The sequence below is a fragment of the Sphingomonas sp. LaA6.9 genome (genome assembly GCF_022601895.1).
Lineage (GTDB): Bacteria > Pseudomonadota > Alphaproteobacteria > Sphingomonadales > Sphingomonadaceae > Sphingobium_A.
In genome coordinates this window covers 58,736-82,311 of record NZ_JAKVIO010000012.1, presented here as the reverse complement: position 1 = coordinate 82,311, position 23,576 = coordinate 58,736, and the positions used below count along the sequence as shown (strand labels likewise).

Below are 23,576 nucleotides of genomic sequence, written 5' to 3'. Positions count from 1 at the left end.
GTCCCGGCTATGCGATCAGCCATGCTCAAGCTCTTCATCGGTAACAAGGCGTATTCGAGCTGGTCGCTGCGCGGCTGGCTCGCGGTCCGGCAATCGGGACTTCCCTTCGAGGAAAATGTCGTCCCGCTCTACGACCAGGACTGGGACAAGCGCCGCGAGGGCGACGAATTCGCGCCTTCCTCGGGCAAGGTGCCGATCCTTTGGGACGGCGAGGTCGTGGTGTGGGACAGCCTCGCCATCATCGAATATCTTGCGGAAAAGACGGATCGCACGCTCTTCTGGCCCGAGGATGACGCCGCGCGCGCCATGGCGCGCTCGATGTCGGCCGAGATGCATTCGAGCTTCGCTGCGCTCCGCCGCGAGCACAGCATGAACATCCGCCAGATCTACCAGCCGCAGCCTCCGTCGGCAGATGTGATGCAGGACATCGCGCGCATCATGCAACTCTGGGCAGAGGCGCGCGCCCGTTTTGCGGGCTCGGGCGACTTCCTGTTCGGCGAGTTCGGCGCGGCGGACATGATGTTCGCGCCCGTCGTCACACGCTTCGTCACCTATCAGCTTCCGATCGCGCGCTTTGCCGAACCCTATATGCAGGCGGTCATCAACCACCCCTTCATGCAGGACTGGATCGCCGGTGCGCAGGAAGAAGACTGGGTGATCGAGAAGTTCGAGCGCACATCGCAAGGTCAGTGATCAGCCATCACGCGGCGACAGACGGCTCCGTCACGAACGGCGAAACCACGTCCAGCGCGCGCGTGACATAGCTTTCCTTCTCGCCCACGGGTGCGACGTAGTGCATCGCCGCCGCGGCATCGGCGCGCGATGCGCCACGCAGCAGGATCCATGTCGCGAGATATTGGGATGCAAGGCAGCCACCCGCGGTCGCAATATTGCCGCGGGCATGAAAGGGCGCGTCGACGACGTTTACGCCCGCCTCGATCACCCAGGGTTTCGTGGTGAGATCGGTGCAGGCGGGCATGTCGCCGATCAGTCCCAGCTTCGCGAGCAGCAAGGTGCCCGAGCATTGCGCGCCGATGAGCTGCCGTCTCGGGTCGAGCTGCAGCCGGTCGAGCAAATCACGATCGGCCGCGATCTCGCGCGTCCTGATGCCGCTGCCGATGATCACGGCGTCCGCTGCCGCCGCAAATTCGATCGGCTCCTCGCGGCAGATGGTGACGCCGTTCATCGAGGTGACGCGCGCGTCGGGCGAAGTGATGGATGCCTTCCAGCCGCTGCCACGCATACGGTTGAGGATCGCGGCTGCGACGAACGAATCGAGTTCGTTGAAGCCGTCGAATGTCAGAACCGCAATGCGCATGGCGATCTCCTCTTGCCCGCGCCTGTGCCAGCGCGACGGCAAAGGTTCAAGCGGCCGCCGACGCGTTTTCCTTGCTGTGCGCGCGCAACCGGTAACCGATGCCGTGCACCGTCAGCAGGAAGCGCGGCGCCTTCGGATTGGCCTCGATCTTCTCGCGCAGCTTGTGGATGAGGACACGCAGATTGCCCTGATGCAGCGGATCCGCGCTGCCCCATATCTCCGTAACAATTTCATCCACGGTCACCGCCCGGTCCATCCGGGCCGCAAGCGTGGTGAGAAGCTTGTGCTCATGCGTCGTGAGATAGATGATCTCGCCACTCACGGTCACCAGAGGCTGGACCGGATCGATGTTGAGCGTATCGCTATCGGCTCCGGCCGTCTCCGCTGCCGCGGCAGGCGTTTCGTAACGCCGCAAGGCTGCGCGAATACGCGCGAGGAGTTCGCCGGGCAGGAAGGGCTTGGGCACGAAATCGTCCGCGCCGAGATCGAGCGCCGCGATGCGGTCGCTCTCGGTATCGTGCCCGGAAACAACGATGATCGGCAGGTTGGATCGCTCGCGCAGCTGCTTCAGCAATTCGCTCCCGTCGAGATCGGGAAGCCCCAGGTCGAGCAACACCGCGTCGATGCCGCCCGAGTCGAACAATTCCACCGCCGCGCGACCCGTCCGCGCGACGACACTTTCGAAACCCCCATATTCCAGCGTTGCCTCCAGAACATGGAGGAGTGTCGGCTCATCTTCGACGATGAGAACTCGATTACCCATTACGTGCGCGGCCCTTCATTGCTGTTTTGTTATAGCACAGCTGGTTCCGTTTCGGCACACAAGTAATATTACGCTCAGAACGCGCTTCCATCCTTGCGACGGAATGCGTTGGTCGCGCCGTCCAGATGCATGTCGATGTCGGGATAATGGCAATCGGTGGCCGATGGCCGCCCGATCGCCACGAATACGCAGTCGGCGCCGCTCTCGTTGATGAGTACGTGCCCGTTGCCGTCATTCTTGGGAAAGACCGCGACGTCGCCGGGGCGCATGGAGTGACGGCCGTGATCGTCGACGAGCACCGCTTCGCCCGCGATCATGACAACCAGTTCATCCTCGCCCTCATGCCAGTGCCGTTGCGAGGACCAGGCGCCGGGCTTGAGCGTGACATGGCTGGCGCCGAAATCGACAATCCCCGTGGCCGGTGCGAGTCTGCGATACCATCGCCCCTGGACCTTGTCGGCATGGACCGGCGGATACCCCGTCAGATTGATCTGCGGGATGGCTTCGAGGTCGAGCTTGGGCATGGCATCCTTCCGCATCTATTTGCACAAAGCCTGCTCCACGCTTTCGGCTGAAGCGCGCAGCGCTTCAACCTCAAACGATCGGGCTCTGGGCAAACGCATCGCGGCAAGCTAGTCGCAGCGCATGACCGCGTCCATCGACCCCATCGACCTCACCAGCCGGCTGATCGCCGCACCGAGCATCACGCCAGCGACGGGTGTAGTGTTCGATGTTCTCGAAGAGGCGCTTGGCACGATCGGCTTCGCGGTCCACCGCTTCGTCGCCGGCGACGCGCCCGACGGCCCCGTCGAAAACCTGTTCGCGGTACGTGGTTCGGGCGGCCCGCACTTCGCCTATGCCGGGCATCTCGATGTCGTCCCCCCCGGCAATGGCTGGTCGAGCGACCCCTTCACGCCCGAGATCCGCGGCGACCTTCTCTATGGCCGCGGCGCGGTCGACATGAAGGGCTCGATCGCCGCCTTCGTCGCGGCGGCGGAGCGCACCGCTGATCGACCCGGCACGTTGAGCCTGATCATCACGGGCGACGAGGAAGGCCCGGCGGTCCACGGCACAGTCGCGTTGATCGAGTGGATGCAGGCCAATGGCCACCATCCCGATCTGTGCCTCGTCGGCGAGCCTACGTCCGTCCACCAGCTGGGCGACATGCTGAAGATCGGCCGCCGCGGATCGGTCAACATGTGGATCGAGGTCGCGGGGACGCAGGGCCATGTCGCCTATCCGCACATGGCCGACAATCCGATCCCCGCGCTCGTCCGCATCCTGTCGCGGATCGACGCGATCGAGCTCGATCAGGGCAGCGACTGGTTCCAGCCCTCCAATATCGAGATCACCGATATCGAAGTGGGCAATCCTGCGACCAACGTGATCCCGGCGCTCGCCAAGGCGCGGATCAGCATCCGCTTCAACGATCTTCATACCGGCGAAGCACTGGTCGAGCGCATTCGCACGATATGTCACGAGGAATCGCCCAATGCCTCGCTTGTCGCGCGCATATCGGGCGAATCCTTCCTTACCGAGCCCGGCCGGCTTTCGGACATCGTCTCGGGCGCGATCCGCCGTGTCACCGGGCTCGTGCCCGAACTCTCGACGACGGGCGGCACATCGGACGCGCGTTTCCTGTCGAAGCTGTGCCCGGTGGTCGAATTCGGACTGTGCAACGCGACCATGCACAAGCTCGACGAAGCCGCCGCGCTCGCCGACATCCACGCGCTGACCGAAATCTTCGAACTGGTGATCCGCGAAGCGCTCGCGGATCAGTAAACCGCTCATCCTGAGGAGCCGTTGAGCCTGGCGAAACGGCGTCTCGAAGGACTTGCATAAGGCTGTCCTTCGAGATGGGACTTCGCCAAGCTCAGTCCCTCCTCAGGATGAGCGGCGAAGGTGTATCACCCCGCGAGCGCGGGACGCTCGACGCGCGCCCAGTCGAGGAATTCGTGCTCGTCCATCGGGGGCGCGATGACATAGCCCTGCACCGCATCGCAGCCGATCACCTTGAGCACGTCGACCTGCTCGCGCGTCTCGACGCCTTCCGCGACGACCTTGTGGCCAAGGCCGTGGATCAGTTCGATCACCGCATGGATGATCGCACGCGCCTGATCGGACACCGCGATGTCGGCGATCATCGACCGGTCGAGCTTCACGCGGTCGATCGGCATGTCGCGCAGCCGCGAGAAGTTTGAATAGCCGGTGCCGAAATCGTCGATCGAGATCATCGCGCCGTCCTTTCGGAAGGCCGCCATCTCATGGAACACCGCGTCGCCGCACGTCATGGCGAGCCCTTCGGTGATCTCGAGTTCGAGCAGGCGCGCCGGGGCACCATGATGCTCCATGCGTTCGCGCAGGCGCGAGAAGAAGTCGTGCTGCTCGATCTGGCGCGGGCTGATGTTGATCGCGAGCCGCTGCTGGATGCCGAAGCGGTCCCAGCGCGCGATGGTGGCAGCCACGGCGTCGATCACCCAATCGCCGATCTCGACGATCAGCGCGCTCTCCTCGGCAATGTCGATGAATTCGCCGGGCATGCGCGTGCCGTCTTCGGGATGCTCCCAGCGCAGCAGCGCCTCGGCGGTGGTGATCTCGTTGCTGGTCAGCGCGATCTGCGGCTGGAAAGCGAGGCGGAAATGCGCGTGGGTCAACGCCTGGCGCAGATCCTGCTCCATGCGCAGCCGCTCGCTCAATGCGTCGGCGAGTGCGTCGGTGTAGAGTTGCGCCTGCGCGCGCCCGTTCGCCTTGGCGTGGTACATCGCGACATCGGCCGCCTTCATCAGCGTGGTCAGCGACCGGCCATGTTCGGGATAGATCGCGACGCCGATCGACGCCCCCACGCGGATCGTGTGCCCCGAAAGCTCGATATCCTCGTTGAGCGCGTACAGGATTCGCTGCGCCACCCGCCTCGCGTCGTCGGGACCTGCGATATCGGGCAGGAACATCGTGAACTCGTCGCCCGCCAGCCGGCCGATCATGCCCGGAAAGCGCCCCTCGCGCCCCGCATGCCGTTCGGCGGCGAGCACCGCGCGCAGGCGGTTGGCAACCTTGGCGAGCAGATGATCGCCCTGCGCATGGCCGAGCGTGTCGTTGACCGCCTTGAAATTGTCGAGATCGACGAACAGCAGCGCAGAGGTGCTTTCGCTTGGCAGCTCCCCCAGCGCGCGCTCCACGTCGCGGCGGAAATTGGTGCGGTTGGCAAGCGAGGTGACGGGATCGAACATCGCCAGATTGTGGATGCTGTCAAAGGTCGAGCGCGTCTCGAGGAACAGCGCATCCATGCTGTCGGCGAGTTCTGGCAGGCAAGCACGCACTTCCTCGGGAGTCGGCGTCTCGAAGTCGCCATGCGCGGCGGCGGCAAGCCGCTTGATCGCGCTGTCGACCGCATCCGCAACCGCGGAAAGCGCCTGATCCGCGGATGCCCAGCTCATCACGGCGCAGATGATCGCAACGATCAGCGCATTGGCCGCGTTGTCGGCGTGGCTGGCGGTGCCTGCGCCCGCCAGAACCGAAAGAATGAAGGCTCCCGCGCCGACGCATATGGCGAAGGCGATAGCGCGGCTTTTTAGCGATACGCCTTCCATGATGCTCCCACGATCGTTCCCAGAACCGGAGAAACCACCCCATTGGCTACCCCGATTAAGCTTTCCTGCCAGAATCTCGTTAAATTTGGCTTTACGCGGCGGAACGAGGCCGTTTGAGGATGATATACAGTGCGCCGGCGCCGCCATGGCGCGGATGCGCGTTGCGAACGGCCGCGATATGCGCGGCATGGCGGGACGCGCCGAGCCAGTCGCCGACGGCCGCACGGATCGCCCCGCGCATCGGGCGCTCGCCGCGCGCGTCGGGCCGCGGCGGCTTCCCGGTGATCAGCAGGATCACGCGCGCACCGCCGCGAATGCCGCGATCGAGGCTCGCGTCGAGCAGGCGCCAGGCGGTATCAAGCGTGTGGCCGTGCAGGTCGACCGCCATGTCGGGCATGATCGTGCCGCGCGTGAGCCTGCGATCCCAGCTGCCGTCGAGTGTCTCGCCAATGGCCGGACGTGCCTGTGGCGGTGGAGGCGGGGGTGGCGGCGCGACAACGATGCGCCCGCGCTTGGGCGAGGCCGGGGTTTTCGGTGGATCGGCCGCGACGGGCGTTTCTGGGATACGGACAGGCGTCAGCGGCGTGACGCTTGCGATCACGCGCCCCCACAGCGCGCGCTCGTCAGCGTCGAGGCGTCGTCCCGCCATCGCCCCCCGCCCCCGTGATCCGCGCAAGCGCGCCGCGCGGAAGCAGAACCAGCGCGTCACCGCGCGCGGTCATTCCCCCGGCAATCGTGCGCGCATCCGCTCCCGCGCCCCAGAAGGTGTCGAAGCGGTTGGCGCCCTTGATCGCACCCCCCGTGTCCTGCGCGACCCATATCCCCGCGGTCTCTGCACGATCGAGCGCAAGGAACACCGGCGCGCCCAGAGGCACGAAGGCGGGATCCGCGGCAACCGTCGCGCGCGGCGTCACGGGCAGGCCGAGCGCGCCCAGCGGCCCCGCCCCCGTCAGTTCGCGGAAGAAGACGAAGCTCCGGTTTTCGCGCATCACCGCCCGCCCCTTTTCAGGGTTGGCGCGCAGCCAGTCCATGATGCCCTGCATCCCGGCCTTGCCGCGCTCAAGTTCGCCGCGCTCGAGCAGCAATTTGCCGATGCCCGTATAGTCGCGTCCATTCTGCGCATCATAGCCGATGCGCATCACACCGCCGTCGGGAAGTCGCAGCCGCCCCGAGCCCTGAATCTGGAGGAAGAAGAACTCGACGGCATCGGCCGCCCATGCGATTTCGAGGCCGCGTCCTGCTAATGCCCCGTCCTCGATCGCGCCGCGGTCGTGATAGGGAACGAGCGCGCCCTTCTCGACGCGTCCGCGCACCCGCTTGCCCTTCAGGCTGTCGCTGAACAGCGAGAGGTCGGCTTCGACGAGGTCGTCGGGACGCTTGTAGACCGGCACCGCATAGCCCGGCGCCGGCGTGCGCGACCCGAGAATTTCGGGCTCGAAATAGCCCGTGGCAAGCCCCTTGCCGTCGCCCACGCGCACGCTTTCGAAATGCGTGCGGAAAAAGCCCATGGCGTCGGCATCGGACCATCCCGGCGCGGCGTCACAGGCGGGTTTCCAGTCCTCGCCGCGCGCAAGCCCGCTGGCGTCGGGACGGCGGATGAGCGAGGGGCAACTGATCCGGAACGCCGCAAGCGCCCGCCGCGCCTGTTCGGGCGCGACGGCGAGGGTGGCAATATCCGGTCCACCCGAAACGCCAAGCATGCGCGCGGTGGCCGGCGTATCGACCTTCGGCGCCTCAGTCTTCGGGGCCTCTGCCTTGGGAACCGTGCTCGGCGCCACCTTCGAAGACTGCGGCACCGTCGCGCACGCGCCAAGCGCCAGCATCGCCAGCGCCACCCCCACCCGCAGGCGAAGCATCGTCAGGCAGCCTCGTCGGTTTCGACCAGCAGCCAGTTGGGATCGTCGGAACGGATGTGACGGCTGAAGGTCCAGACGTCGTGCGTCGGCACCGCGTCACTGAGCGAGCCCGCAATCACATTGCCCTCGGTATCGCGCGTGACCGCCGCGATATCGGCGTCGAAGCGCACCGTCACGCGCGCCATCTGGCCGTCGAGCTCGGCGTCCGAAATGATCGCGCGCTCGATCGCCACGAGGCGATTGTCGAGCTGATGGCCAGCCGCCTTGCGATCGGCGATCGCCTGCAGGAATGCAGCGCGGACATCGTCGCCAGCCAGTTCGGAAAGCTGTGCCTCGTCGCCCGACCAATAGGCTTCGAGCACCATGCGATACGCATATTTGGCGCCTTCGAGGAAGCGCGCGGGATCATAGGTGGTATCGGCCGCCATGATCGCCTTTACGCCGCGCTGTGCGGCGGGGCCGATCGACGGATCTGTGGCCACGCGCGCCTCGGGGCTGATATCGGTGACGGTGCCGGTCGCGGGCCCGGGGCCGAGGCGTTCCTCGGCGGTGCGCGGCAGCGGCTGCTGCTCATGGCCGGTGCGCTTGCCGAGCACCGCATAGAGCCGCAAGGCAAGGAAAACCGACACCAGCGCAAGGATGACAACCGTAACCACGCTACCTCCGTCCAGACCCGAGCGTCCGATATAGGCGCTGGGGACTATTGTTTCAAATGGGGGCCATACGCGCAGCCGTCCACAAAAGCGAGAGCATGCGGGATTGTGCCATCGGCGCGCGTGAGCGCGCAGCATTGCCCTAACCCGCGGCGGCTGCTAGTCGCCCGGCACGCTCCGCGCTGCGGCGCGACACCATAATTTTCATTCGATCAAGGCAGGACATGATGGCCGAAGAACAAGGCACGGCGGAACCCGAGGCTACCCAGGCGAACGGCGCGGACAATCTCCCCCAGGTTTCGATTATCTCGCAGTATGTTAAGGATCTTTCCTTCGAAAATCCCAATGCACCTGCGGTCTATCAGTGGCAGGGCCAGCCCCAGATCGACGTTCAGTTCAACATCGGCCCGCAAAAGATCGCGGACGACGTCTATGAGGTTCTGCTCAAGATCGAGGTGAAAGCCACCGCCGCCGACAAGACCGCCTTCCAGGTCGAGCTCGACTATGCCGGTCTCTTCGGGCTGCGCAACGTGCCCGAGGAGCAGCTTCAGCCCTTCCTGCTGGCCGAAGCGCCCCGCATCCTGTTCCCCTTCGCACGGCGCATCCTCGCCGATGCCGTTCGCGATGGCGGATTCCCGCCGCTGATGCTCGAGCCGATCGATTTCGGCGCGCTCTACATGAGCCAGCTTCAGGCGCAGGGCGAGCAGCTCGCGCAGATCGAAACGGCGGGTCAGGCCTGATCCACCGGATTGCATAGGGGGCTGCGCGCGTGAACCTCGTCAAATCGATGGGCACGATCGGCGGGTTGACCATGGTCAGTCGCGTCTTCGGCTTTGCGCGCGAGATGCTCATGTCGCGCATCATGGGGGCGAGCGGGGAGGCAGACGCCTTTCTGGTCGCCTTCCGCCTCCCCAACACCTTTCGCCGCCTGTTCGGCGAAGGCGCATTCTCCGCCGGGTTCGTGCCGCTGTTCAGTCAGCGTTTCCACGGTCCCGGCGGGATGGAAGAGGCTAAGAAATTCTCCGAAGAAGTGCTCGCCTTCTTCGTGCCCACGCTGCTGGCGTTCACGCTCATCTTCGAGATCGCGATGCCCGCGTTCGTCTGGGCGATCGCCTCGGGCTATGCCGACGAGCCGCAGAAATTCGCGCTGACGGTCTTTCTCAGCCGGATCACCTTTCCCTATCTGCTGCTGATCAGCCTCGTCTCGTTCTTCTCGGGCATCCTCAATTCGCTGACGAAATTTGCGGCCGCGGCCTTTGCGCCGGCCTTGCTCAACGTAGCGATGCTCATTGCGCTCATCGTCGTGCCCGAAGGCGGCGTGGCGAGCGCAACCGCGCTTGCGGTCGGCGTGACCGCAGGCGGCGTGCTCCAGCTCATCCTGCTCTGGCACTCTGCGCGCAAGGCGGGCGTTTCGCTCAGGCTGCGCAAGCCGCGCATGACACCGGGGGTGAAGCAGTTCTTCATCGTCGTCATCCCGGCGACGCTGGGCGCGGGCGTTTATCAGATCAGCCAGCTCATCGACACCTTCTTCGCCACGCGCCTGCCCGAAGGGTCGATGTCCTATCTCAACTATTCGGACCGGCTGAACCAGCTTCCGCTCTCGGTGATCGGCACCGCGCTCGGCACCGCTATCCTGCCGCATATCAGCCGCTTCATCGCCAAGGGCGAACCCGAAGAGGCCGCGAGGGTCCAGGGCAATGCCGTCGACCTGTCGATGCTGCTCTGCCTGCCCGCCGCGCTTGCGCTGGCGGTCGCGGCCGGGCCGCTCGTGGCCGCGCTGTTTCAGGGCGGAAAATTCACCGCGGAAGACGCCTGGATCACCGGCAATGTGCTTGCGATCATCGCCTCGGGCCTGCCCGCCTATGTGCTGGTCAAGGTCATCACGCCGGGCTTCTATGCGCGCGAGGACACGAAGACGCCGGTCAAGACCGCGGGCATCGTGCTCATTGCCAATGTCGTGCTCAACTTCGCGCTGATCCCGATCTTCGGAATTTACGGGCTCGCCGCTGCGATCTCGCTCTGCTCGTGGCTCAACTGCGTGATGCTCTACGTGATCCTCAGCAATCGTGGCCATTTCCGTATCGAACCCTGGCTGTGGGGCCGGATCGCCCGGCAATTCGTCGCGGGTCTCGCGATGGTGGCGGCGCTCGCGGGTGTGCGCATGCTGCTCGGCGACTGGTTCTCGGGCTCGGTCGCCGAAAGACTCGCGGGCGTGATCGCGCTCGTCGGCACCGGCGGCATCGTCTATTTCGTCGTGGCATTTCTCATCGGCGGGATGGACCGCGATGCGATCCTCGTCCTCATGCGTAAGAAAAAGGCAGTCTGATGCGCGTACTCTCCGGAATCCAGACCACGGGGAATCTCCACCTCGGCAACTATCTGGGCGCGATCAGGAACTGGGTGAAGATGCAGGACGAGGGCGAATGCCTCTACTTCCTCGCCGATCTCCACGCGATCACCGTCTATAACGATCCCGAGGAGCTTCGCCGCAACACGCGCGAGATGGCAGCGGCGCTGATCGCGGCGGGGATCGATCCCGATCGCTCGATCCTGTTCAACCAGGCGCAGGTGCCCGCGCATGCCGAGCTCGCCTGGCTGCTCAACTGCACCGCGCGGATCGGCTGGCTCAACCGCATGACGCAGTTCAAGGAAAAATCGGGCAAGAACCGCGAAAGCGCCAGTGTCGGGCTCTACGTCTATCCCGTGCTCCAGGCCGCCGATATCCTGCTTTACCAGTCGACCCACGTTCCCGTGGGCGAGGACCAGCGCCAGCATCTCGAACTGACGCGCGATGTCGCGATCAAGTTCAACACCGATTTCGACCGCGAAATCTTCACCATCCCCGAGCCCTATATCGGTGCGACCGCTGCGCGGATCATGTCGCTGCGCGACGGCACCTCGAAGATGTCCAAGTCCGATCCGTCGGACATGAGCCGGATCAACATGACCGACGATGCCGACTCGATCGCGCAGAAGATCCGCAAGGCCAAGACCGATCCCGAGCCGCTTCCCGAGAGCGTTGACGGGCTGGAAGGCCGGCCCGAGGCGAAGAACCTCGTCAACATCTACGCCGCGCTCGCCGAACGCACCCCGGCTGAGGTGCTCGCCGAACATGCGGGCAAGGGTTTCGGGCAGTTCAAGCCCGCGCTCGCCGACCTGCTCGTCGAGACGCTCGCCCCCATCACCGCCCGATTCAACGCGCTGCGCGCCGATTCGACCGCGCTCGACGAGCACCTCGCCAGGGGCGCGGACAAGGCGCGTGCGCTGGCACAGCCGACGCTCGACTCGGCCTACGACGCCCTCGGACTGGTCCACAGGACGAGGCGTGCAACCTGATCGACGGGCCGTGCGTTCAATTCTTGTTCAGCCGATTTGACTTATTGCTGCAGGCGACTGACTTTACACGCACATAAGCAATCAAGGGCCCCGAAGATGTCGATCCAACGCAAGATCATGCTCGCAATCGCTCCGGTGGCGCTGATTGCGCTGGGCGGTTGCACCACCAACTTCAAGGCGGACGTCAGTCGTTTCCAGGCGATGCCGGTGCCGGAAGGCCAGACTTTCTCGATCGTCGCGCTCGATCCGGAGATGAATGGCGGCCTCGAATTCTCGCAATATGCGAGCCTTGTCAGCGCCCATCTGGCACAGGCCGGCTATCGACCCGCCGATGCTGGCAGTGACCCCACGCTCGTTGTGAAGCTCGACTATGGCGTCGACAAGGGGCGCGAAAAGATCCGCAGCTATCCTTCGTACGGCTATGGCGCGGGCTGGTACGGAAACCCCGGTTATTGGGGCCCCTATCGCCGCTGGGGCCGCTATGGCTATGTCCCGGGCTTCTATGACCCGTTCATGTATGGCGGCTTCGGCTACAACGATATCGAGAGCTATACCGTCTACACCAGCGGCATATCGATGATGATCGAGCGCAAGGCCGACGGACAGCGCGTCTTCGAAGGCAAGGCGCAGGCGGTCTCGTCGACCAACAAGCTCACCTACCTCGTCCCCAATCTGATCGAGGCGATGTTCACGGGCTTCCCGGGCAATTCGGGCGAGACCGTCAAGATCACCGTCCCGCCCCCGCCCAAGAGCTGAGGCGCGGATCCCGGACAAACGAAAAAGCCCCGGCACTGCCGGGGCTTTTAATTTCGGCCGTGTCGAAGGCGATCAGCCCTCGAGCGTGCGGATCAGCGTGCGGATGTCGTTGTCCATCTCGGCATCCGCCGCGCGCAGCTTTTCGATCTGGCGCACGGCATGGATCACCGTCGTGTGGTCGCGTCCGCCGAACTTGCGGCCGATCTCGGGCAGCGAGCGCGGCGTCATCCGCTTGGCGAGGTACATCGCGATCTGACGCGGACGCGCGATCGCACGCGCACGCCGTGCCGAGACCATGTCGTTCTGGCGGATGTCGAAATGCTGGCAGACGCGGCGCTGGATCTCGTCGATCGTCACGCGGCGCTGGCTCGCCTGGAGCACATCGGCGAGCACTTCCTGGACGAACTCCATGTCGATCGGGCGCGCGTTGAGCAGCGAATAGGCGAGGACGCGGTTGAGCGCGCCTTCAAGTTCGCGGATGTTGCTGGCGATGCGCTGCGCGAGGAACAGCACGACCTCTTCGGGAATATCGCAATTCCCCGCCAGTGCAACCTTGCGGCGCAGGATTTCGAGGCGCAGCGCATAGTCGGCGGGGCGGATGTCCGCGACCAGCCCCATTGCGAGGCGCGACAATATGCGTCCCTCGACGCCTTCGAGCGCCTGCGGGCTGCGGTCCGCGCCGATCACGAGCTTGCGCCCGCTCGCCATGATCTCGTTGACGGTGTGGAGGAACTCCTCCTGCGTCGACCCCTTGCCCGCGATGAACTGGACGTCGTCGATCATCAGCAGGTCGGCCGAGCGCAGCCGCGCCTTGAAGCCCAGCGTGTCGCGCGCGCGCATCGCGGAGACGAACTCCACCATGAACTTCTCGGCCGACATGTAGAGCACCGTCGAACCCGGATTGGCCGCCGCAAAGGCGTGGCCGATCGCGTGCAGCAGGTGCGTCTTGCCCTGCCCCGTCGCGCCATGGATGAACAGCGGGTTGAATGCCACGCCGCCCTCGGCGAGCACGCGTGCCGCGTTGCAGGCAAGCGCATTGGCGTCGCCCGTCACGAAATTGTCGAAGGTGAAGCGCTTGTCGAGCGTGCTCGTCTCGGACAGCACCACCTCGACAGGAGGCGGCACGTCGCTGGCCTCGACCTCAGCCGAATAGACGGCCGCGCCATCGATATTGTCGTTCGCGATGATCTCGACGCTGCGAACCTCGGGCGCGTGCGTGCGCCAGGCCAGCGCCAGCCGCTCGGCGAAGTGCGATTCGACCCAGCGCGCCATGAACGGCGAGGGCAGCACCATTTCGACCGTACGGTCCTCGGCGCGGTATTTGCCGAGCCGGATTGGTTTCAACCAGTGATCAAAGGTTCTTGCGCCGCAGTCGCGACGCAGGCCGGCACGAACAGCAGTCCAGGCATCGATCAGTGTACCCTGATTCGCCTCGACCGCACTGCTCAGCCTATCGGATTCCGACATCAGGTACACGCCTCGCCCCTTGCCCCACTCGCCCCTTTGCGGAGCGCCCCATTTTTAAACGCAACACTATCCCCCGGCCGCAACTTATTGTTCCGACACGAAATGCTACTGAAATCTGCTGTTTCGGTAAGCGATTCGACTCACCGGGAGGAGTAGTTTTACGGATGGAATCGGAGCGCGATCAAGGCCGCGCATGTCAAATTATTGAAATAAACAAGCTTGACTCAGGAATCCCGTGGCATTGCCCCAAAAAGCCAAAATAACGGGATTTTTCCGCAGCTTATAAAAACACGTCCGATCGCCAAAAAGCGCGAATCGTGGACTAAGCTCGGGTTGCGGCACGCCTGCGTAACAAAAATGAAATGCCCGCCAGACGCATCGCGTCGGCGGGCACTGCAATTCAATCCCGAAATGGGTCAATCAGCCGAGGGCTGCGACCCGCTTCGTGAGGCGCGAGAACTTGCGCGAGGCGGTATTCTTGTGAAGCACGCCCTTGGAAACGCCACGGGCCAGCTCGGGCTGAACGCCGGCGAGAGCGGCCTTCGCCTCGTCCTTGTTGCCTGCGAGCAGCGCGGCCTCGACCTTCTTCACGAAAGTACGGATGCGGCCGATACGGTTACCGTTGATCTCGGCGCGACGGGTGTTCCGCCGGATGCGCTTCTTTGCCTGCGGCGTATTCGCCATCGTCTATGCCTCGTTTGCGAAAATGAACAAGGCGCGGAGTCGTCCGCGCCCGGAAAGCGGCCCCAATAACGTCGGTTGCTCCAATCGTCAACCAGTCAGCGCTGGCATTTTCCGCAGTAAAAGGTCGATCGGCCGCTGTCGACGCGGCGCAGTACCGGAGTGCCGCAGCCAGGGCAATCCTCGCCCTCGCGCCCGTAGACGCGCCATTGCTTGAAGAAATAGCCGAGTTCGCCGTCGGGGCGTGCATAGTCCCTGAGCGTCGACCCACCCGCCTCGATCGCGGCGGCAAGCACGTCCCTGATCGCGATCACCAGCGAATCGAGTCGCTTGCGCGCGATCTGCCCTCCCGCGCGCGTCGGCGCGATTCCCGCGATGTGGAGCGCTTCGCACACATAGATGTTGCCAAGGCCTGCAACGGTGCGCTGGTCGAGCAGCAACGCCTTTACCGGTGCGACGCGCCCCTCGAAGACGCGCGCCAGATGCGCGCCGTCGAACCCGTCGTCCAGCGGCTCGGGCCCCAGCGCGGCAAAGGGCGCGAAGCCGGCAAGAGCCGCCGACTCGACCAGATCGAGCGAGCCGAATCGTCGGGGATCGTTGAGCGCGATCCGGCGCCCCGCCCCCGTCTCGATCACAAGATGGTCGTGCGTCCCGATATCCTCGGGATCGACGCGCCAGCGCCCCGACATGCCCAGATGGAAGATGAGCGTGTCGCCGCGATCGGTATCGATCAGGCCGTATTTGGCGCGCCGCGAGAGCCCGATCACGCGCGCGCCCGTCAGTCGCTGGCGCAGATCCACCGGGATCGCGCGGCGCAGATCAGCGCGACGCGGCTCGACCGAGGTGAGCACTTCATCCTGGAGCACGCTGGCAAGGCCGCGCACGGTGGTTTCGACTTCGGGTAATTCTGGCATAAGAAACAGCTAGAGCGATTTCGAGCCGGGTGGAACCACCCGGCGCCTCGGAAATCGCGCAAAGGGAGTCTGGCCTGGTTTTCATACGAAAATCAGTCCAGTCAGCGTTTGCTCCCGCAACAAGCCTTGGCTACAGGAAGCGCCCATGAGCGAGACCGTTTCCTTCGGCTATGAAAATGTCGACGCCAGCGAGAAGGCCGGCCGCGTCCGCGCGGTCTTTTCCAATGTCGCCAGCAACTACGACCTGATGAACGATGCGATGTCCGGAGGCATGCACCGCCTCTGGAAGGATCGCTTCGTGCGCCGGGTAAAACCGCGCAAGGGCGAGGCGATCCTCGACATGGCGGGCGGCACGGGCGACATCGCCTTTCGCATGCATCCCTCGGGCGCGCAGGTCACGGTGTCCGACATCAACCCCGAAATGCTGGCGGTCGGCATGGAACGTGCGCAGAAGCGCAAGCTCGAAGGGCTGATCTGGTCCGAACAGAATGCCGAGGAACTCAGCTTTGCGGATTCGAGCTTCGATGCCTACACGATCGCCTTTGGCATCCGGAACGTGACCCACATCCAACAAGCGCTCGACGAGGCGCACCGCGTGCTCAAGCGCGGCGGGCGCTTCTTCTGCCTCGAATTCTCGACGACGCTCTGGCCGGGTTTCGCCGATATCTACGACAGCTATTCTCACAAGCTCGTCCCCAAGCTCGGCAAGGTGCTGGCCAAGGACGAGGACAGCTATCGTTACCTGATCGAATCGATCCGCCGCTTTCCGGATATGCCAAGCTTCGAGCGGATGATTCAGAAGGCTGGCTTCGTGCAGACCAGGGTCGAGCCGCTGCTCGGCGGTCTCGTCGCCATTCATAGCGGCTGGAAGATTTGACACACCCCGTCGTCCACACCTGGCGTCTGCTCAAATGGGGCCGCACTCTGGCGCGCCACGGCGCGTTGCGCGGGATCGAGCGCGATCCGCTGACCCCGCCCCGCGTACGTCGCCTGATGCGTCTCGCCCGCTTCGGCGCGCGCGTGCCGAAGCAGCCCAATTATTCGGAAGCCTTCCAGGCGATCGGCCCCGCCGCGATCAAGCTGGGTCAGTCGCTCGCGACGCGCCCCGATCTCGTCGGCGAGCATGCCGCGCAGGACCTGCTCAGGCTTCAGGATGCGCTGCCCCCCGCCCCCTTCGAACTGATCCGCCACAGTATCGAGGAATCGCTCGGCAAGCCGATCGAGGCGCTGTTCGAGAGCATCGACCCCGAGCCCGTCGGCGCCGCGTCGATCGCACAGGTCCACAAGGCGGTTACGCTCGACGGCCGCACCGTCGCGGTGAAGGTGCTGCGTCCCGGTATCGAGGAAGAGTTCGCCGAGGCGCTGGAGACCTATGAATGGGCAGCGGCGCAGGCCGAGGCGATCGGCGGCGAACTCGCCCGGCTGCGCCCGCGCCTCGTCATCGCGACCTTCCGCCAATGGACGCTGCGCGAGCTCGATCTCCGCCGCGAGGCCGCATCCGCCTCCGAACTCGCCGAGGCGATGGAGGCCGAACCCGGCTATCACGTCCCCTCGATCGACTGGCAGCGCACCGCGCGGCGCGTGATGACGCTCGAATGGCTCGACGGCATCAAGCTTTCAAAGCGCGAGGATCTGATCGCGGCGGGCCATGATCCCAAGGCGATCGCGGGCCGTCTCGTCCGCGCCTTTTTGCGTCAGGCGATCTCGGAAGGCTTTTTCCACGCCGATCTTCATCAGGGCAATCTGTTCGTCCTGCCCAATGGCGATATCGGCGCGATCGACTTCGGCATCATGGGGCGGATCAACCGCCAGGCGCGCGTCTGGCTCGCCGAGATCCTCTACGGGCTGCTGACGGCCAATTATCGCCGCGTCGCCGAAATCCATTTCGAGGCGCAGTACGTCCCTGCGCACCACAATGTCGACGAGTTCACCACCGCGCTGCGCGCTGTTGGCGAGCCCATTCGCGGCCTGCCGGTGAAGGACGTGTCGATCGGCCAGATGCTCGACGGCCTTTTCGCGATCACGCGCGATTTCGACATGCAGACCCAGCCGCATCTGCTGCTGTTGCAGAAGACGATGGTGATGGTCGAGGGCGTCGCGCACTCGCTCGATCCCGACATCAACATGTGGGAAACCTCGGGTCCCTTCGTCCAGGAATGGATGCGCACCGAACTCGGCCCCGAGGCCGCGGTCGCCGACCGGCTGATCATGGATTTTCGCACGCTGCGCCGCCTGCCCGATCTCATCCGCCGCATCGAGGCCGAATTTCCGCCCTTGGGCGCCGCGCCCCCCTCTCCGCCGCTCAAGGAGATCGAGGTCATCCGCATCGGCGGCGGCTGGCGCTACGCGGTCGTCGCGGTGCTGGCGGCAGCGGCTGGCGCGGCGGCGATGTTCTTCCTAGGATAAACCTATGATGGGAAAGCGCATCCTCCTCATCGTCGGCGGCGGCATTGCCGCGTACAAGTCGTGCGAGCTCATCCGGCTGATCCGCAAGGGCGGCATGTCGGTACGCTGCGTGCTGACCGATGGCGGCGCGCAGTTCATCACGCCGATGACGCTCGCCGCGCTTTCAGAGCAGCCCGTCCATACCAGTCTCTGGGACCTCAAGAACGAGGCCGAGATGGGGCATATCCGCCTCAGCCGCGAGGCCGATCTCGTCGTGGTCTGCCCCGCCACCGCAGACCTGCTCTCCAAAATGGCCAACGGCATTTCGGACAGCCTCGCCGCCACATTGCTGCTCGCGACCGACAAGCCCGTGATGGCAGTGCCCGCGATGAACGTTCGCATGTGGGGCCACGCCGCCACGCAGCGCAATGTGCAGCGACTGCGCGATGACGGTGTCATCGTGCTGGATCCCGATGAGGGTCCGATGGCGTGCGGCGAATTCGGCCCCGGCCGCCTTCCCGAGCCCGAGGCGATCATGGAGGCGATCCGCGCCCATTTCGGCGGCTTCACGGCCCCCGCAAAGCCCAGACCTCCGCTGCCGCTCGCGGGACGTCATATCCTCGTCACCGCTGGCCCGACGCATGAGCCGATCGACCCCGTGCGCTACATCGCCAATCGGTCCTCGGGGAAGCAGGGCTTCGCCATCGCAGGGGCGCTCGCGATGCTCGGCGCGCGCGTCACGCTCGTCTCGGGGCCCGTAGATCTCGTCACCCCCGCGGGCGTCGAGCGGATCGACGTCGAGACCGCGCGCCAGATGGCGGACGCGGTCAACACCGCTCTCCCCGCCGATGCCGCGGTGATGGTCGCCGCGGTCGCCGACTGGCGCACCGAGGCCAGCGCGGCCACCAAGATCAAGAAGGTCGAAGGCCAGGGTACGCCGACGCTCACGCTCACCGAAAATCCCGATATCCTGGCCACACTCGCGCGCTCGGACGGACGCCCACGCCTCGTCATCGGCTTCGCCGCCGAGACCAACGACGTGGTCGCGCATGCCGAAGCCAAGCGCGCGCGCAAGAACGCCGACTGGATCATAGCCAACGATGTATCCGGCGACGTGATGGGCGGCGACCGCAACCGCGTCCATATCGTGACCGGTAACGGTGTCGAAAGCTGGGACGACCAGCCCAAGGACGTCGTCGCAATGAAGATCGCCGAGCGCATCGCCGCCGCGCTCCGGGAGGCATAGCGCGGCGAACAGGGGGAGGACCAATGACACGCGATCTGCTTCTGCTCGAACCGCTTGCCCGCTTCACAGATATCGCGCTGCTCGCGCTCCGCCTGCTGACCGGAGCCTTCCTCGTCCACGGTGTGTGGGACAATATCATCAGCGCCGAGCGCATGGCCGAGTTCACGGGCTTCCTCACCGCCAGCGGCTTTGTCGCGCCTCATTTCATGGCGCCGCTTTCGGTCTATGCGCAGTTCCTGATCGGCATCGCACTGATCCTCGGCCTCACCACGCGCTGGGCGGGGCTGCTGCTCGCCTTCAACTTCATTGTCGGCGTCGTCATGGTCCACTGGAATCAGAGCTTTCGCGAGTGGTGGCCCGCGATCGTGCTCGTCGGGCTCGGCTTGCTCTTTGCGACTCAGGGCGCGGGCCGCTATGCCCTCGATACGATTCTCGAAAGGCGAAAATGACCATCTCGATCGCATTGAAGCGGCTTCCGCACGGCGAAGGCCTGCCCCTCCCCCATTATGCCACCGAACATGCCGCGGGCATGGACATCGTCTCGGCCGAGAACGTGACGCTCGCTCCCGGCGGCCGCCATGCGGTCGCCACGGGCTTCGCGATCGCGATCCCCGAGGGCTATGAGGTTCAGGTGCGTCCGCGCTCGGGCCTTGCGCTCAAGCACGGGATCAGCATGCCCAACACGCCGGGCACGATCGACGCGGATTACCGCGGTGAGATGAAGGTGATCATGATCAACCACGGCAGCGAGCCCTTCGAGGTCCGGCGCGGCGAACGCATCGCCCAGCTCGTGCCCGCAAAGGTCCAGCGCGCCGTCTTCGCCGAGGTCGACGAACTCGACGATACCGCGCGCGGCGCGGGCGGCTTCGGCTCGACGGGCGTTCACGCGCTTCAGGCCTAGGTGGACCTTTCCGACACCCAGCTCGACCGCTACGCCCGCCACATAATCCTCAAGGAGATTGGCGGGCAGGGTCAGGCAAGCCTGCTTGCCAGCCATGCCGTACTGATCGGCGCGGGCGGGATCGGCTCGCCCGCGATCCAGTATCTCGCCGCTGCGGGCGTCGGGCGGCTGACGCTGATCGACGACGACGCGGTGTCGCTCTCCAATCTTCAACGCCAGACGCTCTTCGGCACTGCCGATATCGGCCGCCCCAAGATCGAGGCCGCAGCCGATGCGGTGGCGCGCCTGACCCCCGATGTCGCGCTGACGCTCAGGCAGGAGCGGGTCACCGCCGACAATGCGGCGGTGCTGCTCGAAGGCGCCGATGTCGTGCTCGACGGCTGCGACAATTTCAGCACGCGGCTCGCGGTCGCCGATGCCACGCTGAAACTCCGCATCCCGCTCGTCTCCGCCGCCGTCGGCCAGTTCGAGGGACAGCTCGCCACCTATCGCGGCTGGGAACCGGACAAGCCCTGCTATCGCTGCTTCGTCGGCCATGATCCCGACCGCCCCGATGTGTCATGCGCCGATCAGGGCGTGCTCGGTGCGCTCACGGGCGTGATGGGAAGCCTCGCCGCGCTGGAGGCGATCCGGGTGATCACCGGTTTTGGCGAAGACAATGCAGGCAAGCTGCTGCTCGTCGACGCGCTGTCGTTCCGCTTCCGCACGCTGGCGCTGCCCAAGGATCCGGGGTGTCCAGCATGCCGGGACTGACCATCATCGTCACAAGCGCAGATCCGACGCGCTTCCACGCCGCGCTTTCGATCGCGGCCGCAAGCGCCGCCACCAGTGCACCGACGCGCGTCTATCTCCACGCCGACGCGGTCGCGCTCGCAGCCCCGCCGCATGATTGCCCCGACGATGCGCGTTACGCGGCAGGCGGCTTGCCCACACTCGCGCAGCTCATTGAGGAGGTGCGCGCCCTCAGCGTACGACTGATCGTCTGCCAGACGGGCCTCGCGCTGGCCTCGCTCGACGCCGGCGCGCTTGGCCCTAATATCGAGGCCGGCGGGCTCGTCAGCCTGCTCTCATCGCTCGGCGACGACAGGCTGGTGACGCTTTAAGCGCCCCAGCCCGCCGTCCCGGTCACTCCGCCTTCTTCTTTGCCGCCGCCTTTTTCGGAGCCGCCTTCTTGGCCGGTGCCTTCTTGGGCGCGGCCTTCTTCGCCGCGGGCTTCTTCTTGCCCTTGGCCGGTCCCTTCGCCGCGCGGTCGTCGATCAGTTGCGCCGCCTCTTCCAGCGTCAACTGGTCCGGCGCAAGTGTCTTGGGCAAGGTCGCGTTGGTCGTCCCATCGGTGACATAGGGGCCGAAGCGGCCTTCCATCAGCTTGATCTCGAGCTCGGTACGCGGATGCGCGCCCAGCACCTTCAGCGGCTCGCGCGAGCCCTGACGGCGTCCGCCGCCGCTGGCGGCCTCGGCGAGCTTCACGACCGCGGCGTTCATGCCCGTCTCGAACACTTCCGCGGTCGAGGTCAGCCGCGCATATTTGCCGTCATGCGCCAGATAGGGGCCGTAGCGTCCGATGCTCGCGGTGATCGGCTTGGCGGTCTCGGGGTGATCGCCGATCGTGCGCGGCAGCGACAGCAGCTTGAGCGCCCATTCGAGCCCGAAGTCCTCGCCGGGCACATCCTTGGGGATCGAGGCGCGCTTGGCATCCTTGCCGTCGCCCAGCTGGATATATGGCCCGAAACGACCCGAGCGCTGCGTCACCTTCTCGCCCGTCACCGGGTCCTCGCCCAGTTCGACCGGGCCCGCATCGCCATTCTCTGCGCCCTCGCCGCCGCCCTGCGCGAAGCGACGCGTATATTTGCACTCGGGATAGTTGGAGCACGCCACGAACGCGCCGAAGCGTCCGCCGCGCAAGCCCAGCCGGCCCTCGCCGCAATTGGGGCAGAGCCGCGGATCGCTGCCGTCGCCCTTATCGGGGAACAGGAAGGGCTCGAGGAAGGTATCGAGCGCCGCGGTGATGTCCGACGGCTTCTGCTCCATGACCTGCGCGGTCTTGGGCTTGAAGTCCTTCCAGAACGCTTCGAGCACCGCCTGCCACTGCGCGCGGCCGCCCGAAATCTCGTCGAGTTCTTCCTCGAGGCCGGCGGTGTAGTCATAGCTCACATAGCGCTCGAAGAAGCGTTCGAGGAAGGCCGTCACCAGCCGCCCGCTCTCCTCGGCGAAGAAGCGGTTCTTCTCGATGCGGACGTAGTTGCGGTCCTTCAATGTCTGCAGCGTCGACGCATAGGTAGACGGCCGCCCGATCCCCAGTTCCTCCATCTTCTTGACGAGGCTCGCCTCGGAGAAGCGGGGCGGCGGCTGGGTGAAATGCTGTTCGGAATGCACCGCCTTCTTCGCGGGGGCATCGCCCTCGGCAAGACGCGGCAGGCGGCGGCTGTCCTCGTCCTCGGCATCGTCGCGGCCTTCCTCGTAGAGCGCGAGGAAACCGGGAAAGAGCACGACCTGGCCGGTGGCGCGCAGTGCGGTCTGCCCGGTGCCGTCGGTCATCTCGACCGTGGTGCGCTCGAGCCGCGCCGACGCCATCTGGCTTGCCAGCGCGCGCTTCCAGATCAGGTCATAGAGCCGCGCATGGTCGCCCGAACCCGCCTTGTCCTTCGAGAAATCGGTCGGCCGGATCGCCTCGTGCGCTTCCTGCGCATTCTTGGCCTTGGTGGTGTACTGGCGCGGCTTGTCGGGGACATAGCCGCCGTCATAGCGGTCGACGACTGCCTTGCGTGCGGCGGAGATCGCGCTGCCGTCCATCTGGACGCCGTCGGTACGCATATAGGTGATCGCGCCGTCCTCGTAGAGCCCCTGTGCCACGCGCATCGTGTGGCTCGCCGAGAATCCGAGCTTGCGCGCGGCCTCCTGCTGCAGCGTGGAGGTGGTGAAGGGCGGCGGCGGATTGCGCGTGAGCGGCTTGGTTTCGACCGAAGCGACGCTGAAGCGCCCGGCCTCGACCGCCGCCTTGGCCTTCTCGGCGTCGCCCGCATTGCCGATCGTCAGCCGGTCGATCTTCTCGCCCTGAAAGCGCACCAGCCGTGCGATGAAGCCCGTGCCGTCATGCTCCATATCGGCAAAGACCGACCAGTATTCCTGTGGGCGGAACAGTTCGATCTCGCGTTCGCGGTCGACGACCAGGCGCAGCGCGACCGACTGCACGCGGCCCGCCGATTTCGCGCCGGGCAGCTTGCGCCACAGCACGGGCGAGAGTGTGAAACCAACCAGATAGTCAAGCGCGCGGCGCGCCCGATATGCGTCGATCAGGTCCTCGTCGAGCGCGCGCGGCGCCTTCATCGCGTCGGTCACCGCAGCCTTGGTGATCGCGTTGAAGGTGACCCGGTCAACCTTTTGCGGCAGCGCCTTTTTCGCGCGCAGCACTTCCTGCACATGCCATGAGATTGCCTCGCCCTCGCGATCAGGGTCGGTCGCGAGGATCAGGCGGTCGGCCTTCTTGGCCTCATCGGCGATGGCCTTGAGCTGCTTGCCCTTGTCCGCATAATTCTCCCACTGCATCGCGAACCCCTCATCGGGGTCCACCGATCCGTCCTTGGGCGGCAGGTCGCGGATATGGCCATAGGAGGCGAGCACGCGAAAATCGCCACCCAGATATTTTTCGATGGTCTTCGCCTTGGCGGGCGATTCGACGATGACAAGCTGCATGGAAGTGGTTCTGATCCCTGTTC

General features: G+C 65.3%; 24 protein-coding genes. 13 read left to right on the top strand and 11 right to left on the bottom strand.

What is annotated here, in order from left to right; translation table 11 throughout:
* Positions 1-21: 21 nt before the first annotated feature.
* A complete protein-coding gene (locus tag MKI88_RS08615) occupies positions 22-693 on the top strand; it encodes a glutathione S-transferase family protein (protein WP_241630834.1) in 672 nt (223 codons plus the stop codon).
* Positions 694-700: 7 nt separating this feature from the next.
* Here the strand turns inward: MKI88_RS08615 and MKI88_RS08610 are convergent, their stop codons facing one another.
* The 3 genes from MKI88_RS08610 to MKI88_RS08600 form a co-directional block, all read right to left on the bottom strand.
* Complete coding sequence (locus MKI88_RS08610) at positions 701-1,318, bottom strand: DJ-1/PfpI family protein (RefSeq protein ID WP_241630833.1); 618 nt, start codon at positions 1,316-1,318, stop codon at positions 701-703.
* Positions 1,319-1,364: 46 nt separating this feature from the next.
* Positions 1,365-2,081, bottom strand: coding sequence for a response regulator transcription factor (locus MKI88_RS08605; RefSeq protein WP_241630830.1), 717 nt, complete (start codon positions 2,079-2,081; stop codon positions 1,365-1,367).
* 74 nt (positions 2,082-2,155) lie between these two features.
* Complete coding sequence (locus tag MKI88_RS08600; RefSeq protein WP_241630829.1) at positions 2,156-2,605, bottom strand: cupin domain-containing protein; 450 nt, start codon at positions 2,603-2,605, stop codon at positions 2,156-2,158.
* Positions 2,606-2,726: 121 nt separating this feature from the next.
* Here MKI88_RS08600 and dapE point away from each other — a divergent pair, with 121 nt between their 5' ends.
* Positions 2,727-3,863: a succinyl-diaminopimelate desuccinylase gene (gene dapE, locus MKI88_RS08595; RefSeq protein ID WP_241630827.1), complete on the top strand. Its 1,137-nt coding sequence runs from the start codon at positions 2,727-2,729 to the stop codon at positions 3,861-3,863.
* A 125-nt stretch (positions 3,864-3,988) separates the two neighbouring features.
* On the opposite strand, the gene MKI88_RS08590 is transcribed toward dapE, so the two are convergent.
* From MKI88_RS08590 to MKI88_RS08575, 4 genes are all read right to left on the bottom strand, one after another.
* Entirely contained in the window at positions 3,989-5,668 is a 1,680-nt protein-coding gene (locus MKI88_RS08590; RefSeq protein WP_241630825.1) for a bifunctional diguanylate cyclase/phosphodiesterase, read from the bottom strand.
* A gap of 91 nt (positions 5,669-5,759) precedes the next feature.
* Positions 5,760-6,317 (bottom strand): Smr/MutS family protein, encoded by a 558-nt coding sequence (locus MKI88_RS08585; protein ID WP_241630823.1) that lies wholly within the window; start codon positions 6,315-6,317, stop codon positions 5,760-5,762.
* Positions 6,292-7,524 (bottom strand): murein transglycosylase A, encoded by a 1,233-nt coding sequence (locus MKI88_RS08580; protein ID WP_241630820.1) that lies wholly within the window; start codon positions 7,522-7,524, stop codon positions 6,292-6,294. The genes MKI88_RS08585 and MKI88_RS08580 overlap by 26 nt, the downstream gene beginning before the upstream one ends.
* 2 nt (positions 7,525-7,526) lie before the next feature.
* Positions 7,527-8,180, bottom strand: coding sequence for a Tim44/TimA family putative adaptor protein (locus MKI88_RS08575; protein WP_241630818.1), 654 nt, complete (start codon positions 8,178-8,180; stop codon positions 7,527-7,529).
* Positions 8,181-8,404: 224 nt separating this feature from the next.
* Between MKI88_RS08575 and secB the strand changes: the two genes are divergently transcribed.
* From secB to MKI88_RS08555, 4 genes are all read left to right on the top strand, one after another.
* A complete protein-coding gene (gene secB / locus MKI88_RS08570) occupies positions 8,405-8,917 on the top strand; it encodes a protein-export chaperone SecB (RefSeq protein WP_241630863.1) in 513 nt (170 codons plus the stop codon).
* Positions 8,918-8,946: 29 nt separating this feature from the next.
* On the top strand, positions 8,947-10,503 hold the full coding sequence (gene murJ, locus MKI88_RS08565; RefSeq protein ID WP_241630814.1) for a murein biosynthesis integral membrane protein MurJ: 1,557 nt from the start codon (positions 8,947-8,949) through the stop codon (positions 10,501-10,503).
* A complete protein-coding gene (trpS, locus tag MKI88_RS08560) occupies positions 10,503-11,513 on the top strand; it encodes a tryptophan--tRNA ligase (protein ID WP_241630811.1) in 1,011 nt (336 codons plus the stop codon). Before murJ ends, trpS begins: the two co-directional genes overlap by 1 nt.
* A 96-nt stretch (positions 11,514-11,609) precedes the next feature.
* Complete coding sequence (locus MKI88_RS08555) at positions 11,610-12,269, top strand: DUF4136 domain-containing protein (RefSeq protein WP_241630810.1); 660 nt, start codon at positions 11,610-11,612, stop codon at positions 12,267-12,269.
* 72 nt (positions 12,270-12,341) lie between these two features.
* On the opposite strand, the gene dnaA is transcribed toward MKI88_RS08555, so the two are convergent.
* From dnaA to mutM, 3 genes are all read right to left on the bottom strand, one after another.
* Positions 12,342-13,736, bottom strand: a complete 1,395-nt coding sequence (dnaA, locus tag MKI88_RS08550; protein WP_241630807.1) for a chromosomal replication initiator protein DnaA — start codon at positions 13,734-13,736, stop codon at positions 12,342-12,344.
* Between the two features lie 420 nt (positions 13,737-14,156).
* Positions 14,157-14,420 (bottom strand): 30S ribosomal protein S20, encoded by a 264-nt coding sequence (gene rpsT / locus MKI88_RS08545; protein WP_119763793.1) that lies wholly within the window; start codon positions 14,418-14,420, stop codon positions 14,157-14,159.
* A 95-nt stretch (positions 14,421-14,515) separates the two neighbouring features.
* Entirely contained in the window at positions 14,516-15,331 is an 816-nt protein-coding gene (gene mutM, locus MKI88_RS08540; RefSeq protein WP_241630805.1) for a bifunctional DNA-formamidopyrimidine glycosylase/DNA-(apurinic or apyrimidinic site) lyase, read from the bottom strand.
* A gap of 145 nt (positions 15,332-15,476) precedes the next feature.
* Between mutM and MKI88_RS08535 the strand changes: the two genes are divergently transcribed.
* The 7 genes from MKI88_RS08535 to MKI88_RS08505 are packed head-to-tail and all read left to right on the top strand — an operon-like array spanning position 15,477 to position 20,966.
* The gene (locus tag MKI88_RS08535; RefSeq protein ID WP_241630803.1) at positions 15,477-16,208 is read left to right on the top strand and encodes a class I SAM-dependent methyltransferase; all 732 of its coding nucleotides are present in this window, start codon (positions 15,477-15,479) and stop codon (positions 16,206-16,208) included.
* Positions 16,205-17,737, top strand: a complete 1,533-nt coding sequence (ubiB, locus tag MKI88_RS08530) for a 2-polyprenylphenol 6-hydroxylase (RefSeq protein WP_241630802.1) — start codon at positions 16,205-16,207, stop codon at positions 17,735-17,737. Before MKI88_RS08535 ends, ubiB begins: the two co-directional genes overlap by 4 nt.
* 4 nt (positions 17,738-17,741) lie before the next feature.
* Positions 17,742-18,962 (top strand): bifunctional phosphopantothenoylcysteine decarboxylase/phosphopantothenate--cysteine ligase CoaBC, encoded by a 1,221-nt coding sequence (gene coaBC / locus MKI88_RS08525; protein ID WP_241630800.1) that lies wholly within the window; start codon positions 17,742-17,744, stop codon positions 18,960-18,962.
* 23 nt (positions 18,963-18,985) lie between these two features.
* The gene (locus tag MKI88_RS08520) at positions 18,986-19,411 is read left to right on the top strand and encodes a DoxX family protein (protein WP_241630796.1); all 426 of its coding nucleotides are present in this window, start codon (positions 18,986-18,988) and stop codon (positions 19,409-19,411) included.
* Positions 19,408-19,863, top strand: a complete 456-nt coding sequence (gene dut, locus MKI88_RS08515; RefSeq protein WP_241630793.1) for a dUTP diphosphatase — start codon at positions 19,408-19,410, stop codon at positions 19,861-19,863. Before MKI88_RS08520 ends, dut begins: the two co-directional genes overlap by 4 nt.
* Positions 19,864-20,616, top strand: coding sequence for a HesA/MoeB/ThiF family protein (locus MKI88_RS08510; RefSeq protein WP_241630790.1), 753 nt, complete (start codon positions 19,864-19,866; stop codon positions 20,614-20,616). It abuts the gene before it with no gap.
* The gene (locus MKI88_RS08505; protein ID WP_407073321.1) at positions 20,595-20,966 is read left to right on the top strand and encodes a DsrE family protein; all 372 of its coding nucleotides are present in this window, start codon (positions 20,595-20,597) and stop codon (positions 20,964-20,966) included. Before MKI88_RS08510 ends, MKI88_RS08505 begins: the two co-directional genes overlap by 22 nt.
* 22 nt (positions 20,967-20,988) lie before the next feature.
* Here MKI88_RS08505 and topA read toward each other — a convergent pair whose 3' ends face one another.
* A complete protein-coding gene (gene topA / locus MKI88_RS08500) occupies positions 20,989-23,553 on the bottom strand; it encodes a type I DNA topoisomerase (RefSeq protein WP_241630787.1) in 2,565 nt (854 codons plus the stop codon).
* Positions 23,554-23,576: the final 23 nt, after the last annotated feature.

What these genes read in the sequence shown, in the direction of transcription:
- MKI88_RS08615 (WP_241630834.1), top strand. Translation starts at nt 22, where the DNA reads ATGCTCAAGCTCTTCATCGGTAACAAGGCGTATTCGAGCTGGTCGCTG.
- MKI88_RS08610 (WP_241630833.1), bottom strand. Translation starts at nt 1,318, where the DNA reads ATGCGCATTGCGGTTCTGACATTCGACGGCTTCAACGAACTCGATTCG.
- MKI88_RS08605 (WP_241630830.1), bottom strand. Translation starts at nt 2,081, where the DNA reads ATGGGTAATCGAGTTCTCATCGTCGAAGATGAGCCGACACTCCTCCAT.
- MKI88_RS08600 (WP_241630829.1), bottom strand. Translation starts at nt 2,605, where the DNA reads ATGCCCAAGCTCGACCTCGAAGCCATCCCGCAGATCAATCTGACGGGG.
- dapE (WP_241630827.1), top strand. Translation starts at nt 2,727, where the DNA reads ATGACCGCGTCCATCGACCCCATCGACCTCACCAGCCGGCTGATCGCC.
- MKI88_RS08590 (WP_241630825.1), bottom strand. Translation starts at nt 5,668, where the DNA reads ATGGAAGGCGTATCGCTAAAAAGCCGCGCTATCGCCTTCGCCATATGC.
- MKI88_RS08585 (WP_241630823.1), bottom strand. Translation starts at nt 6,317, where the DNA reads ATGGCGGGACGACGCCTCGACGCTGACGAGCGCGCGCTGTGGGGGCGC.
- MKI88_RS08580 (WP_241630820.1), bottom strand. Translation starts at nt 7,524, where the DNA reads ATGCTTCGCCTGCGGGTGGGGGTGGCGCTGGCGATGCTGGCGCTTGGC.
- secB (WP_241630863.1), top strand. Translation starts at nt 8,405, where the DNA reads ATGGCCGAAGAACAAGGCACGGCGGAACCCGAGGCTACCCAGGCGAAC.
- trpS (WP_241630811.1), top strand. Translation starts at nt 10,503, where the DNA reads ATGCGCGTACTCTCCGGAATCCAGACCACGGGGAATCTCCACCTCGGC.
- MKI88_RS08555 (WP_241630810.1), top strand. Translation starts at nt 11,610, where the DNA reads ATGTCGATCCAACGCAAGATCATGCTCGCAATCGCTCCGGTGGCGCTG.
- dnaA (WP_241630807.1), bottom strand. Translation starts at nt 13,736, where the DNA reads ATGTCGGAATCCGATAGGCTGAGCAGTGCGGTCGAGGCGAATCAGGGT.
- rpsT (WP_119763793.1), bottom strand. Translation starts at nt 14,420, where the DNA reads ATGGCGAATACGCCGCAGGCAAAGAAGCGCATCCGGCGGAACACCCGT.
- mutM (WP_241630805.1), bottom strand. Translation starts at nt 15,331, where the DNA reads ATGCCAGAATTACCCGAAGTCGAAACCACCGTGCGCGGCCTTGCCAGC.
- MKI88_RS08535 (WP_241630803.1), top strand. Translation starts at nt 15,477, where the DNA reads ATGAGCGAGACCGTTTCCTTCGGCTATGAAAATGTCGACGCCAGCGAG.
- coaBC (WP_241630800.1), top strand. Translation starts at nt 17,742, where the DNA reads ATGATGGGAAAGCGCATCCTCCTCATCGTCGGCGGCGGCATTGCCGCG.
- MKI88_RS08520 (WP_241630796.1), top strand. Translation starts at nt 18,986, where the DNA reads ATGACACGCGATCTGCTTCTGCTCGAACCGCTTGCCCGCTTCACAGAT.
- dut (WP_241630793.1), top strand. Translation starts at nt 19,408, where the DNA reads ATGACCATCTCGATCGCATTGAAGCGGCTTCCGCACGGCGAAGGCCTG.
- topA (WP_241630787.1), bottom strand. Translation starts at nt 23,553, where the DNA reads ATGCAGCTTGTCATCGTCGAATCGCCCGCCAAGGCGAAGACCATCGAA.